This is a genomic window from Pseudomonas fluorescens, from assembly GCF_002022275.1.
Lineage (GTDB): Bacteria > Pseudomonadota > Gammaproteobacteria > Pseudomonadales > Pseudomonadaceae > Aquipseudomonas > Aquipseudomonas fluorescens_AJ.
Genome location: NZ_MSDF01000013.1, coordinates 153,060 through 166,236 on the forward strand (window position 1 = coordinate 153,060; position 13,177 = coordinate 166,236).

Sequence of the window (13,177 nt, forward strand, 5' to 3'; positions counted from 1 at the left end):
ATGCCTTCGCAAAACTCCGTCCTGGCCGCGCGCCCGGGCAACCCGCACGCCGGCATCGGCGACAAAGTCCGCGGCGCCCTGGCCGTGGGCAAAACCCGCTGGGGCATGCTGGCCCTGGTGTTCTTCGCCACCACCCTGAACTACATCGATCGCGCCGCCCTGGGCGTGATGCAGCCGATCCTCGCCAAGGAAATGAGCTGGACGGCGATGGATTACGCCAACATCAACTTCTGGTTTCAGGTGGGTTACGCGATTGGCTTTGTACTGCAAGGCCGCCTGATCGACCGCGTCGGCGTGAAGCGCGTGTTCTTCTGCGCCGTGCTGCTGTGGAGCCTGGCCACCGGCGCCCACGGCCTGGCCACCTCGGCGGTCGGCTTTATGGTGTGCCGCTTCATCCTCGGGCTGACCGAAGCCGCGAATTACCCGGCTTGCGTCAAGACCACACGTTTGTGGTTCCCGGCGGGTGAACGCGCAGTCGCCACCGGCATCTTCAACGCCGGCACCAACGTTGGCGCGATGATGACGCCGATGCTGCTGCCGTTGATCCTCCACGTATGGGGCTGGCAGGCGGCGTTTTTGTGCATGTCGGCACTCGGCGGGATTTGGCTGGTGTGCTGGGGCCTGAAGTACTACAACCCCGAAGACCACCCGACCGTTAAACAATCCGAATTGGACTACGTGCAACAGGAAGTCGAACCGGAACAACCGCGCGTGCCGTTCAGCCGCATCCTGCGCATGCGCGGCACCTGGGCCTTCGCCCTCGCCTACTCGATGACCGCGCCGGTGTTCTGGTTTTACCTGTATTGGCTGCCGCCGTTTTTGAACCAGCAATACAACCTGGGCATCAACGTGACCCAGATGGGCATCCCGCTGATCATCATTTACCTGACAGCTGACTTCGGCAGTATTGGTGGGGGGATTCTGTCTTCATTCCTGATCGGCCGTGGGATGAATCCGATCAAGGCGCGGCTGTTGTCGATGCTGCTGTTCGCGTGCTGCATCGTCGGCGTGATCATGGCCGCCGGTTCCAGCCAGCTGTGGGTCGCGGTGTTTGCCATCTCGCTGGCCATCGGCGCGCACCAGGCCTGGACCGCCAACATCTGGAGCCTGGTGATGGATTACACGCCCAAGCACATGATGAGCACGGTGTTTGGTTTTGGCGGCATGTGTGCGGCCATCGGCGGCATGTTCATGACCCAGATCGTCGGCCATATCCTCACCGTGACGAACAACAACTACACCGTGTTGTTCACCCTGATCCCGGCGATGTACTTCATTGCGCTGGTCTGGATGTACTTCATGGCGCCGCGCAAGATTCCCACCGTAGACGTCTGATCTACCTGCGCCGCTGCTGCCAGGCAGCGGCCAGCCCGCTCATGCAGATCACCCCGATGCCGACCACCGTGGTCACGTCGGGGGTGTGGTTGAACACCAGCCAGCCCAACAACCCCGCGAACACGATCTGGCAATAGCCGAACGGCGCCAGCAAGGCCGGTGCCGCAAAGCGGAACGCCTGCGTCAACATCAAGTGCGCAGTCATCCCACAGGTGCCCAGCGCCAGCATCAACACGCCGTGCCACAGCGTCGGCAACTGCCAGAAGAACGGCACCAGCGCGCTCATCACCAAGGTGTTGCACAGGCCGGCGAAGAAGTTGCTGGTGGTCGGCGTGTCGAATTTGCTGAGGATGCGTGTGAGCAACTGGTAGAAGCAGAAGAACAGCGCCGAACACAGCGGCAGCAACACCGCCGGGGTAAACAGCTCGCCGCCGGGATGGATGATCACCAACACGCCGACAAACCCGCAGATCACCGCCAGCCACTGGCCCCGCGTCACGCGCTCGCCGAGCAACGGCACCGAGAGCGCCGTCACCAGGATCGGCGCCAGGAAGTTCACCGCCGTGGCTTCCGCCAACGGGATGTAATGCAACGCCGCCGTGAAAAACAAACTGGTGCCCAACAGGCACAATGCGCGCACCACCTGCATCCCCGGGCGTTTGCTGCGCAACACACGCAGGCCCGATTGCGGCAGGAAAATCCCGGCCATCAGCAAGGTGTGCACCAGGTAACGCGCCCACACCACCATCACGATCGGGTAGAACCCGGCCAGGTATTTGGACAAGGCGTCGTGGCTGGAAAACAGGAACGTCGCCAGCACAATCAGCAGGATGCCTTTGAAAGGATGGTTGACGCCGGAAAGGGGGGTGCTGACAGTCATTGAATTCTCTTGCGTGGCGGGCTGAACGCTTTTGCACTCAACCCGGTAATCTAGCAGCCGGGCTTGCGTCTGCCCCAAGAGCATAACCAAACACCGTGCGAACAGCGCACTAAATCACGGGATACCAGTCCAACGCTGCATGTTTGCCCGCGCGTTGAACACTTTTTAACCAAGGCCGCCCGCTATGAAAAAAACTGTCTTTGTTTTGTCTGCCCTCGCCCTGCTTACCGCCTGTAACAAGGAACCCAAGGAAGCCCCCAAACCTGCACCGGCTTCGGTACAAGCCACCCTGGTACCCGCCACCCCGCCCACCGATAAATGGGTCGGCAAGTGGATTGGCGTGGAAGGCCTGAACCTGACCATCGCCAAAGACGACAGCATTGGCCGTGGCCACTACATCCTGACCATGCAATACGGCCTCGACGCCGACGATTCCGGCACCTTCAAGGGCGAAGCCAACGAAGACGGCATCGCCTTCACCCGCCCCGACGGCCCGCAGCAACTGAGCGCCGGCGACGGCGAAGCCACCGGTTTGAAATGGCTGGCGGATAAAAAAGACTGCCTGATCGTCGACACCGGTGAAGGTTACTGCCGCGACTGATCCGCCAACCTGACACAACTTTCATCTGGCGCCCCTGCCGACACGGCCTGACAGCAGCGATACTAAGCCGCTCTCGTACCTGTCGGACAGCCGGGCTGGCGCCATGCCCACGCAGCAACAACACTGCTCTGACAGTTATCGAGAGGATCTCCCCCATGCTATGGAAAAAAGGCCGACGCAGCGACAACGTGGTGGACGCCCGCGATGACAGTGGCGGCGGTGGCGGGGGCATGCGGTTTGGCGGCGGCAAGGGCCTGAGCCTGACGGCCATTGTGCTGATCGTCGGCATCGGCTGGCTGACCGGCCAGGACCCGCTGCAGATCCTCGGCCAATTGACCGGCCAAGGGGAACAGGCGCCATCGGTGAGCACGCAATCGCGCCAGGCGCCGCCAGCGAATGACCAACAGGCGGATTTTGTGCGCGCCATTCTGGGCGACACCGAAGACACGTGGGGCCAGGTCTTCAAGGAAAACGGGCTGGTTTACCAGAACCCGAAACTGATTCTGTTCCGTGGGCGCGTGAACTCCGCCTGCGGTGGCGCCAGCTCAGCCAGCGGCCCGTTTTACTGCCCGGCTGACCGGCAGGTGTATCTGGACCTGGATTTTTTCCGGGAAATGTCACAACGCTTCCAGGCCGCCGGCGATTTCGCCCAAGCCTATGTGATCGCCCACGAAGTCGGGCATCACGTGCAAACACTGCTGGGCATCTCGGCCAAGATTCAGGCCGCGCGCCAGCAAGGTCGGCAGATGCAAGGCGACGGCGGCCTGTTGGTGCGCCAGGAGCTGCAAGCCGACTGCTTCGCCGGGGTGTGGGCCAACCGGGCGCAAAAACGCCTGAACTGGCTGGAACCCGGTGACATTGAAGAAGCACTGAACGCGGCCAACGCCATCGGCGATGACCGTCTGCAGCAACAGGGTCAAGGGCGTGTAGTGCCAGACTCGTTTACCCACGGCACCTCGGCACAGCGGGTTCGCTGGTTCAAAACTGGCTTCGCCGGGGGCCAGATCACTCAATGCGACACCTTTACCGCCAAGAGTCTCTAAATGAATAAACGATTGGGTTTGCTGCTCGGCTTGATGATGACCTGCTCCACCACCACTTGGGCCGCTGAGAAAGAACACGGCGTCAAGGAAGTCAGCCCCGATCGTTTTCACCTGGACGCCGGTGACCTTAGCCTCGGCCTGAGCCAGGACTGGAGCAAACCGCTGCCCCAGGTCACCCGCGCGCTGATCATCGTCCACGGCCGCCTGCGCAACGCGCAGACCTACCTGCAAAGCGGCGAAGATGCCGCCAAAGATGCAGGCCAGGCGAGCAACACGCTGGTGATCGCGCCACAGTTTCTCAACCAGTACGACGTGAAACGCAACCACCTCGACAACGGCGTGCTGCGCTGGAACAGCAATGACTGGATGGCCGGCGACGCCTCGACCGGCCCAGGCCAGATCAGCTCCTACGGCGCCCTCGACCAGATCATCAAGCACCTGGGCAATCGCAAGCTGTTCCCGGCGCTGAAAGAAATCGTGGTGGCCGGGCATTCCGGCGGTGGCCAAGTGGTGCAGCGTTTTGCCGTCACCGGGCACGATCATCCGATGCTGAAAACCGAAGGCATCAGCCTGCGTTACGTGGCGGCCAACCCGTCGTCCTACGCCTACTTCACCCCACAGCGCCCAGTGAAGTTTGACGTGGCCAGTTGCCCTGGCTTCAACGACTGGAAATACGGCATGCAAAACCTGCCCGACTACGCCAAAGGCCAGAGTGCACAGCAGCTTGAGCAGGCTTATGTGTCACGCGACGTGACCTACCTGCTCGGCCAGCAGGACATCGACCCGAACCACCCGGCGCTGGATAAAAGCTGCGAAGCCGAAACCCAGGGGCCGTATCGCCTGATTCGTGGGCATAACTACTTTGACTACCTCAAGGCGCGCCATCCGCAGTTGACGCACAAACTGGTGGAAGTACCGGGGGTTGGGCATAACGGGGACGAGATGTTTACGTCGCCTGAAGGCGAGAAAGTTCTGTTTGCTCAATAGTCACTGAAAAAACGCGGTTTGAAATGTGGGAGCGGGCTTGTGTGGGAGCTGGCTTGCCTGCGATGGCATCACCTCGGTCTATCAGCCATACCGAGGTGATGCCATCGCGGGCAAGCCCGGCTCCCACACAAGCCCGCTCCCACATTTGATCTTCATTGCCTGGGCTAAATCATTCGGCGCAAGGCCGCGCAATCCTGCGCATGCCAGTCCACCAACTCCGGCCACGGGTTTTCCGGCAAGTTAACCAACACCGTCCGCGCCCCCGCCGCCCGGCCGCAATCCAGGTCAAAGCGGTAATCCCCCACCATCACCATCTCGCTCGGCGAGACGTCCCAGGCCGCTGCCAATTTCAGCAAGCCACCGGGATCAGGTTTGGGCGGCGCATCATCGCGCCCCAGCACATCCTCGATTGCAAAGCAGTCCGCCAACCCAATCGCTTCCAGCGTCACATGGGCCAGTTCCCGCGCATTGCGAGTCAAAATGCCCAGGCGATAGCCACGCCCGGCGAGTTCCCGCACCAACTCCACCGCACCTTCGGCTGCGACCGAGCCCAGCGCCAGCTCGCGCTCATGCTCCAGCAACCAGGCATGTTTGGCTGCCGCCACGTCGGCCGGTAAGGCCGCCAGGTGGGTGAGAATGTCGTCCTCGGGCGGAATCTCCAGCGCCACGCGAATCGCCGCAAAATCATGCACGGCCACCGTCAGGGTGCCGTCCATGTCGAACACCCAATGCTTGATGTCCGCGAGGCTCATGCCCAGTCCTTGCGATGGCGGATCAAACCTTCCTGCGTCACCGACGCCACCAGTTGCCCGGCACGGTTGTACACACTGCCCCGCGAGAACCCACGGGAATTGCCGGCCCACGGGCTGTCCATGGCGTAGAGCAACCAGTCATCGGCGCGCAGGTCGGCGTGGAACCACAGCGCGTGGTCGAGGCTGGCGACCTGCATGTCTTTCTGCCACACCGTTTTGCCGTGAGGCAGCAAGGACGTGGTCAGCAAACCGAAATCCGACGCGTAGGCCAGCAGGTATTTGTGCAGCGCCGGTGAATCGGCCAGAGCGCCGTCGGCACGAAACCACACGTACTTGACCGGGTCGGACGGCTGCGGGTTGTACGGGTCTTTTTCGGTGACCGGGCGCACTTCGATCGGCTTGGGGCACAGCAGCTTGTCGCGCATGTGCTCGGGGATCAGGTGCGCGCGCTGTTTGGTCAGTTCAAGCTCCGACGGCAGGTTTTCCGGGCCGACCACCACTGGCATGGTGGTCTGATGCTCGAAGCCTGCTTCGTCGTACTGAAACGAAGCGCTGCAGGTAAAAATCGGGTTGCCCTTCTGGATCGCGGTCACACGGCGCGTGCTGAAACTGCCGCCGTCGCGCACGCGGTCCACCGAATACACCACGGGTAACGAGGCATCGCCGGGGCGCAAAAAATAGCCGTGCAGGGAATGCACGTGTCGCGCTTCTTCAACGGTCTGGCTGGCGGCCGACAACGACTGGCCGAGCACTTGGCCACCGAACAACTGGCGAAAACCCAGGTCCTGGCTGCGGCCGCGAAAGAGGTTTTCCTCGATCGGCTCCAGGGTCAGCAAGTCCACCAGATCTTCCAATACTTGGCTCATAGAGCAACTCCTACAAACGATGGGGCATTCCGGGCTGCTTATCCGTGCAGCGTGTCCAACCATTGGGCGCGGGTGATGCGGTACAAAACATGATGGCGCAGCGCGTCATCGGCGGCGACCTTGGGGTGTTCAAAATCTGCCTGGGGATCGTAATGCATACCGATGGCCTGCATGACTTTTTGTGATGGCAGATTGGTTTCAGTGGTAAAGGCGAGGACCTCATCCAGCTGCAAGCGATCAAAGCCGCAGCGCAATGCCGTCCACGCCGCTTCGCTGGCGTAACCCAGGCCCCAGTGTTCGCGGGCCAGGCGCCAGCCGATTTCCACCGCCGGGGTGAAGCCAGCTTCGAAGTTGACGTTCTGCAGCCCGGTCAGCCCGATGAACTCGCCGGTGTCCTTGCGCTGCAACGCCCAAAAGCCAAAACCGTATTCGGCAAAGTGCCCGCGAATGCGGCCGATCAGCGCCGCACTTTCCAGGTGGCTCAGTTTGGCCGGGAAATAACGCATCACCTGCGAGTCGGCGCACATGCGCGCAAATTCCGTCAGGTCGCTGTCGCGCCATTGGCGCAGTACCAGCCTTGCGCTTTCCAACTCCAGTATCGGCTCCATGGGTCCCCTCCCTTGCGATGTGCGTGAGTGTACAACGCGGGTAAGATGCGTCGCAGGTTCCTGTCAGAAAATCCCATGCCCTTGCCGCTGATCTACCACGATGACTACAGCCCCGAGTTCCCGGCGGACCATCGCTTCCCCATGGACAAGTTTCGCCTGTTGCGCGACCACTTGGTGGACAGCGGCCTGACCGAGGACAGCCAACTGCTGCGCCCCGCGCTGTGCCCACCCGAGATTCTGGCCCTGGCGCATGACACCGGGTATATCGAACGCTACATGGGCGGCGAGTTGTCCCGCGAAGACCAACGGCGCCTCGGCCTGCCGTGGAATGAAGCCTTGGCGCGACGCACGGTGCGCGCAGTCGGCGGTTCGATCCTCGCTGCCGAGCAGGCACTGGAACACGGCCTGGCCTGCCACCTCGCCGGCGGCACCCACCACGCCCACTACGATTACCCCGCGGGCTTTTGCATCTTCAATGACCTGGCGGTGATCAGCCATTACCTGCTGGCCAGCGGGCGGGTCAATCGCGTGCTGATTTTTGATTGTGACGTGCACCAGGGCGACGGCACCGCACGCATTCTCCACGACACCCCCGACGCGATTACCGTGTCGCTGCACTGCGAAAAGAACTTCCCCGCGCGCAAGGCCCAGAGCGACTGGGACATCCCGCTGCCCATGGGCATGGGCGATGCCGACTACCTCCAGGTGGTCGATGACGCGCTCAACTACCTGCTACCGCTCTACCAACCCGACCTGGTGCTCTACGACGCCGGTGTGGATGTGCACAAAGATGACGCTCTCGGTTACCTCAAGCTGACCGACGCAGGCGTGGCCGCGCGCGACGAAAGCGTGATGCGCCACTGCCTGGGTCGCGATATTCCGGTGATGGGCGTGATCGGCGGCGGCTACAGCAAGGACCGCCCTGCCTTGGCCCGCCGCCATGGCATCCTGCACCACAGCGCGCAGCGGGTGTGGACGTCATCAGGTTGTCATTGAGTTGTGAGCGTTACCCACAATGCCTGTGGAACCACCTGTGGATAACTTGAGCGTAAGCCTCTGAAAGCTCGCAGTCACAAGGCCTGCACGCAACTGTACGTTTTCTGATCAGATACTTGTCCACAACCGTGAAACGTTGTGGAACATCGCACCTGTTCCAGATTTGAAACAAAACTGCCTCACGCCGCCGTCACCCTGAAAGCCTTCCCGCTCCCAGAGTATCCGGCGATGGCAACTTACAAGATCGGCACCGTTACACCCCCCGGCAATGACGACGCGTTGAAAAAGGTCGCGTCAACGTTTGAGGCCGCCATGGCCCGCGCCGTGGCAGGCTTCAAAGACACCGCCAAACCCGGCAACTTCAAAGTGCTGGCCAGCGGCGTCACCGACAACACCAAAGACCAGAAGATCGCCGACGTCATGGCCACCGGCGATCAGGAGGCGATCAAGCGTCTCAACGACCCGAACCTCGCCGACATCAGCAACACCGGCGTGCCCCTGGCTGACATCGCCAGCATCACCAAGATTTCTGACAACGTGCTGGATCTGAAAACCCGCGACGGTCAGGACATCATCATTATCAAACAGATGACGCCCTACCTCTTCGACGGCATGTCCAGCAAAGTCGACGCCGTTAATGCGCTCAATGCCAGTAAGGCCGATGGCTACCGCATCGCCCAGGCCGGTGACACCGCGCCGGGTCTTGGCGACTACAAGGCCATCGGCCCTGTGGATGAAATCGGCCCGGGCCTTATCCGTTACGAAACCGTGTCGGGCGACAAAGTCGTGGTCAGCCGCGAAGTGAACCCCGACCTGTACAACCAAGTGGCAGGCGACGGCCAGACCTGGGGCCTGATCAACGACAGCAAAAACGCCGGTTACACCCTCGCCGATGCCAGCGAAACCGGGAGCGTCAGCCTGGTGGGCACGCCAGAAGAACTCGGCCACGGCCTGATCCGCTATGAAACCGCCTCCGGCGACAAAGTGATTGTCTCCCAGGCCATCAGCCCCGACCTGTATGCCTCAGTGGTCAAGGAGTCCAACGGCATCTTCAATGTGGGCGGCGCAGTCGATACCAACTGGATCGACAATTCCCAGTACGCCAACCCCAAGGACTGGGACAAGATCGTCGGCAACACCAGCGGCACGCCGACCCAGGAAGAACGCGACCTCGACCGCCCGCGCGCTGCGGCGAAAATGCTCAGCGACAACTGGGACAAATGGGGCATGCACGACCGCCCGATCGACTTCGCCAACCCGCCCGCCGACCTGCCGCCCGAAGCCCAGGCCTGCCTCAAATACCTGGCGGGCAGCCCGAGCCTGATGAACGCCCTCGACAGCGGCGGCCTCGGCGGCAGCGATGGGGTGATTACCCACAGCAACGTCGACAGTTTCGTCAGCCAGTCGAACAAAGACCTGTCAGCCGCTTCCAAGTCCTACAGCATCTTTCTCAGCAAAAACCCGGATGCCACCGAACTGGCCAAGGAAAACGCCAAGTCTGCCGCGCTGGTCATGGCCAATATCTCGCTGGTCAGCAGCGCAGGCCCGGCGATGGAGGGCCCGAACCAACGCGCCAACAATGGCAGCCTGACCACCGACAACCTCAATGCCATCAAAAACGACAGTGGCCTGAGCCCGGAACTGACTGGCGCCGCTGGCTACTGGTCGACGCCCGGCATGATGCGCACCCTCGACATGGCGGGCGACATGCCTGCCACCGCGACCGCCGACGGCATCACCCAGCAGAAAAACCTCGGCGCGTGGCTGGAAAATCAGGCGCCCAAAGATGACCACGGCGTGCTGATGATGCTCAGCAATGCCTCGATCCGCAGCTCGGTGGCCGATGTCGACACCTCAAAGCTGACCCAGGACGTGCTGCAAAACCCGCAGAACTACGACGGCAAAACCAAAACCGCGGTGATGCTGGAACTCAGCGACGCCCGCGCCCGCCTGGCCTCCAGCGATAAAGTGGGCGACGGCGACCTGTATGCCGGGATCACCGCCGACAGCCAATACCACCTCAACCCGACCAAATCCAAGGTCTCTGACCAGTTGGACGCGGCCGTCAACCAACTAGCCTCCGACCCCGACGTGAAGACCTTCATGGCGCAGAACCAGGCCGGCGGCATGAAAGACATCGTCAACAGCGACCCGGCGATCAAAACCGAGATGCAGCACTACCAGGACAGCCAGATCAACAGCGGCAATGTCATCAACACCGCGCTGGCGACCAAGGACAGCAATGGCAACCCGGTGTCACTGGTCGACGGCCTGAGCCTGGCCGGCACCGACGCCACCCTCACCGACATGGCATTGGGCGGCAACGGCACGGTGGACCTGGAGGCGATTGCCGACAAGTCCGGCAAATCAGCCGACATTGCACAGTACTTCCAGGACCACATTGTCAGCGGCCAGGACCTGCAAAACGGCCTCGCCGCGCCGAACGCCGACCCGATGACCGTCATCGGCCAATACGCGGCCAACGCCTCGCTGCTCAAGGAATTCCTCGGCGACAAGGTGTCGGCGCAGGACTCCTCGACGGTGCAGCAATACGTCAACCAGGCGGTGTCCGACAGCCTGGTCAACGGCGCCAGCGACGACGTATTGAAAAACGCCTTCGGCGACGCCAACGGCAACTTCGACGAGGCCAAGACCACCGCCATCCTCAACCAGGCCATGACCGACAACCCGGACATGTTCAAGGATTCCACAGGCGCGCAGATCAAACCGCAGGACGTGATTTCGCTGATCCGCTCGATGTGGGACGTCAACCGCCAGACCCAGAAGATCAGCGACGTGCTGCCAAAAGCCGTCGACGGCCTGAACCTCAACGCCAGCGATGCCTACAAACAAGGCCTGCTGCACATCGGCAGCGCCCTGCTCGCCGGTGGTGTACTCGCGGCGCGTTCGGCCACCGGCGGCAACAGCCCGGCGGACAATGCCGGGCGTGTGGCGGCGGGCATGCAGTTCGCCGGTTTGATTACCGAAGGCGGTACCAAATACGCCAAGGAAGCCGGTTACGGCATGGCCTGGAAACCCACGCCGATTGACCCCACCAAGCCACAAGGCATCGGCGACTTCCCGACCGGGAAAATGGTGCAGAACACCGACGGCCTCAACAAGCTCGGCAACCTGGGCAAAATCGTCGGCGGCGCCGGCAGCTTTATCGGCGGCGTGTTCGGCCTGATCAGCGGGGTCAACAGCGCCTTTGCCGGTGACAAGCTCAACGCCGGTTTCTCCCTGACCAGCGGCGCCCTCGGCACCGGCGCGGCGGTGGCATCGATCATCGAAGGCGGCGCCGGGCTGTTTGGCGTGGCGGACGCGGCGGCCATCGCCGGCACCTTCGCCGGCGTGCTGGGCTGGGCGGCGGCGGGCGTGGGGATTATCACCTCGTTCGTGTTCCCGATCATCGAAGTGGTCAAGCGCGAGAAACAACAAGACCAGTTCTTCGGCGCCCTGGTGCCGGTGCTGGACCAATACGGCCTGACCGGTGGCCCGATCACCGACGCCGACCGCGCCGACGAGTACCCGCCAAACACCAACACCGGCTTCGCCTGACCCTGCCTCCTTGTGGGATCAGGCTTGATTGAAGTGGACAGGCTGTTTGTGGCGAGCAGGCTTGCCCTGCGTTGGGCTGCGCAGCGGCCCCAATCAGGACACCGCGGCTCTTCAGTTTGAGCCGAGGTGTCTGGTTTTGGAGCCGCTTCGCAGCCCAACGCAGGGCAAGCCTGCTCGCCACGAAGAGCTTGCTCGCCATAGCAAGCTCGTTCCTGCCCCCACAAATGCGCGGCATCTCTTACAATAGGCGCCCTTTGCTTTTGACCAGGCCCGCCGATGTCCACCACCTCCTCCCACGTCGCCATTATCGGCGGCGGCCCTGCCGGGCTGATGGCCGCCGAAGTCTTGAGCCAGGCGGGCGTGCGGGTAGACCTGTATGACGGCATGCCGTCGGTGGGGCGCAAGTTCCTGCTGGCGGGCGTGGGCGGCATGAACATCACCCACTCCGAAGACTACCCGGCGTTTTTGTCGCGCTACGCCGAGCGTGCGCCACATATGGCGCCGCTGTTACGGGCGTTTGGCGCCGAGGCGTTATGTGAGTGGATTCACGGCCTGGGCATCGAAACCTTTGTCGGCACCTCGGGCCGGGTGTTTCCTACCGACATGAAAGCCGCCCCGCTGCTGCGTGCCTGGCTCAAGCGCTTGCGCGACCAGGGCGTGGTTATCCACACCCGTCATCGCTGGACGGGCTGGAATGCTGACGGTGACTTACTTATCCACAGCCCCGACGGCGAGAAAACTGTCCACAGCGACGCGGTGCTGTTGGCCCTTGGCGGTGGCAGTTGGTCACGCCTGGGCTCCGACGGCGCCTGGCTCAAGCTGCTGGAAGACAAAGCCGTGCCCTACGCCCCGCTGCAACCGAGCAACTGTGGTTTCGAGGTGTCGGCCTGGACTGAATTGATGGTCAGCAAATTCGCCGGTGCGCCGTTGAAAAACGTCGCCATTGGCCTGGGCGATGACAAGCCTCGCCTCGGCGAATGCGTGGTCACCGCCAGCGGGATCGAAGGTAGCCTGATCTATGCGCTGTCGGCGCCGATTCGGGAAGCAATCAACCGTGATGGCGCGGCGACTGTGCATATCGACCTGCTGCCGAGCAAGCCACTGGACAAGGTGCAAGCCGCCTTGGCCAAGCCGCGTGGGTCGCGGTCGATGAGCAAGCATTTGCACAGTCAGTTGGGGTTGGAGGGGGTGAAAGCGGCGTTGTTGCGCGAGTTGGCACCTGCCGAGCACTTCAATGACCCGGCGCAACTGGCGGTGGATATCAAGGCGTTGCCGCTGACCCTGGTGAAAACCCGGCCGATGGATGAAGCGATCAGCACCGCCGGCGGCGTGCCGTTTGAGGCGCTGGATGAGCGTTTGATGCTCAAGCAACTGCCAGGGGTATTTTGTGCGGGGGAGATGCTGGATTGGGAAGCGCCGACCGGCGGGTATTTGCTGACGGGGTGTTTTGCCAGCGGCAGAGCGGCTGGGCGGGGCGTGTTGGAGTGGCTTAAGCGCTGAAACCGCCATCGCAGGCAAGCCAGCTCCCACATTTTGACCGTGTTCACAAAT

General features: G+C 62.3%; 11 protein-coding genes. 7 read left to right on the top strand and 4 right to left on the bottom strand.

The features are described from left to right. On the top strand, positions 1-1,335 hold the full coding sequence (locus BFW87_RS07180) for an MFS transporter (RefSeq protein WP_078739222.1): 1,335 nt from the start codon (positions 1-3) through the stop codon (positions 1,333-1,335). 1 nt (position 1,336) lies between these two features. Here BFW87_RS07180 and BFW87_RS07185 read toward each other — a convergent pair whose 3' ends face one another. Beyond that, positions 1,337-2,215 (bottom strand): DMT family transporter, encoded by an 879-nt coding sequence (locus tag BFW87_RS07185; protein ID WP_078739223.1) that lies wholly within the window; start codon positions 2,213-2,215, stop codon positions 1,337-1,339. Positions 2,216-2,399: 184 nt separating this feature from the next. Here BFW87_RS07185 and BFW87_RS07190 point away from each other — a divergent pair, with 184 nt between their 5' ends. The 3 genes from BFW87_RS07190 to BFW87_RS07200 all read left to right on the top strand — a co-directional run bounded on the left by BFW87_RS07190 (position 2,400) and on the right by BFW87_RS07200 (position 4,846). Then, positions 2,400-2,816 carry a membrane lipoprotein lipid attachment site-containing protein gene (locus tag BFW87_RS07190; protein WP_017253799.1) on the top strand — a complete coding sequence of 139 codons (417 nt, stop codon included), beginning with the start codon at positions 2,400-2,402 and terminating at the stop codon, positions 2,814-2,816. A gap of 155 nt (positions 2,817-2,971) precedes the next feature. Continuing rightward, a complete protein-coding gene (gene ypfJ / locus BFW87_RS07195; RefSeq protein ID WP_078739224.1) occupies positions 2,972-3,859 on the top strand; it encodes a KPN_02809 family neutral zinc metallopeptidase in 888 nt (295 codons plus the stop codon). Continuing rightward, on the top strand, positions 3,860-4,846 hold the full coding sequence (locus BFW87_RS07200) for an alpha/beta hydrolase (RefSeq protein ID WP_078739225.1): 987 nt from the start codon (positions 3,860-3,862) through the stop codon (positions 4,844-4,846). Between the two features lie 164 nt (positions 4,847-5,010). On the opposite strand, the gene BFW87_RS07205 is transcribed toward BFW87_RS07200, so the two are convergent. Genes BFW87_RS07205 through BFW87_RS07215 form a run of 3 tightly spaced genes read right to left on the bottom strand, consistent with a single transcriptional unit; the run spans position 5,011 to position 7,072 of the window. Further along, a complete protein-coding gene (locus BFW87_RS07205) occupies positions 5,011-5,598 on the bottom strand; it encodes an HAD family hydrolase (RefSeq protein WP_078739226.1) in 588 nt (195 codons plus the stop codon). Beyond that, positions 5,595-6,464, bottom strand: coding sequence for an acyl-CoA thioesterase II (tesB, locus tag BFW87_RS07210; protein WP_078739227.1), 870 nt, complete (start codon positions 6,462-6,464; stop codon positions 5,595-5,597). The genes BFW87_RS07205 and tesB overlap by 4 nt, the downstream gene beginning before the upstream one ends. A gap of 38 nt (positions 6,465-6,502) precedes the next feature. Next, positions 6,503-7,072 carry a GNAT family N-acetyltransferase gene (locus tag BFW87_RS07215; RefSeq protein WP_078739228.1) on the bottom strand — a complete coding sequence of 190 codons (570 nt, stop codon included), beginning with the start codon at positions 7,070-7,072 and terminating at the stop codon, positions 6,503-6,505. A 75-nt stretch (positions 7,073-7,147) separates the two neighbouring features. Between BFW87_RS07215 and BFW87_RS07220 the strand changes: the two genes are divergently transcribed. The 3 genes from BFW87_RS07220 to BFW87_RS07230 all read left to right on the top strand — a co-directional run bounded on the left by BFW87_RS07220 (position 7,148) and on the right by BFW87_RS07230 (position 13,126). Then, positions 7,148-8,068 carry a histone deacetylase family protein gene (locus BFW87_RS07220; protein ID WP_078739229.1) on the top strand — a complete coding sequence of 307 codons (921 nt, stop codon included), beginning with the start codon at positions 7,148-7,150 and terminating at the stop codon, positions 8,066-8,068. Between the two features lie 228 nt (positions 8,069-8,296). Continuing rightward, positions 8,297-11,626, top strand: a complete 3,330-nt coding sequence (locus BFW87_RS07225) for a type III effector HrpK domain-containing protein (protein WP_078739230.1) — start codon at positions 8,297-8,299, stop codon at positions 11,624-11,626. A gap of 276 nt (positions 11,627-11,902) precedes the next feature. Continuing rightward, the gene (locus tag BFW87_RS07230) at positions 11,903-13,126 is read left to right on the top strand and encodes a TIGR03862 family flavoprotein (RefSeq protein WP_078739231.1); all 1,224 of its coding nucleotides are present in this window, start codon (positions 11,903-11,905) and stop codon (positions 13,124-13,126) included. Positions 13,127-13,177: the final 51 nt, after the last annotated feature.

Coding starts and splice junctions, on each gene's coding strand:
- BFW87_RS07180 (WP_078739222.1), top strand. CDS start 1: ATGCCTTCGCAAAACTCCGTCCTGGCCGCGCGCCCGGGCAACCCGCAC.
- BFW87_RS07185 (WP_078739223.1), bottom strand. CDS start 2,215: ATGACTGTCAGCACCCCCCTTTCCGGCGTCAACCATCCTTTCAAAGGC.
- BFW87_RS07190 (WP_017253799.1), top strand. CDS start 2,400: ATGAAAAAAACTGTCTTTGTTTTGTCTGCCCTCGCCCTGCTTACCGCC.
- ypfJ (WP_078739224.1), top strand. CDS start 2,972: ATGCTATGGAAAAAAGGCCGACGCAGCGACAACGTGGTGGACGCCCGC.
- BFW87_RS07200 (WP_078739225.1), top strand. CDS start 3,860: ATGAATAAACGATTGGGTTTGCTGCTCGGCTTGATGATGACCTGCTCC.
- BFW87_RS07205 (WP_078739226.1), bottom strand. CDS start 5,598: ATGAGCCTCGCGGACATCAAGCATTGGGTGTTCGACATGGACGGCACC.
- tesB (WP_078739227.1), bottom strand. CDS start 6,464: ATGAGCCAAGTATTGGAAGATCTGGTGGACTTGCTGACCCTGGAGCCG.
- BFW87_RS07215 (WP_078739228.1), bottom strand. CDS start 7,072: ATGGAGCCGATACTGGAGTTGGAAAGCGCAAGGCTGGTACTGCGCCAA.
- BFW87_RS07220 (WP_078739229.1), top strand. CDS start 7,148: ATGCCCTTGCCGCTGATCTACCACGATGACTACAGCCCCGAGTTCCCG.
- BFW87_RS07225 (WP_078739230.1), top strand. CDS start 8,297: ATGGCAACTTACAAGATCGGCACCGTTACACCCCCCGGCAATGACGAC.
- BFW87_RS07230 (WP_078739231.1), top strand. CDS start 11,903: ATGTCCACCACCTCCTCCCACGTCGCCATTATCGGCGGCGGCCCTGCC.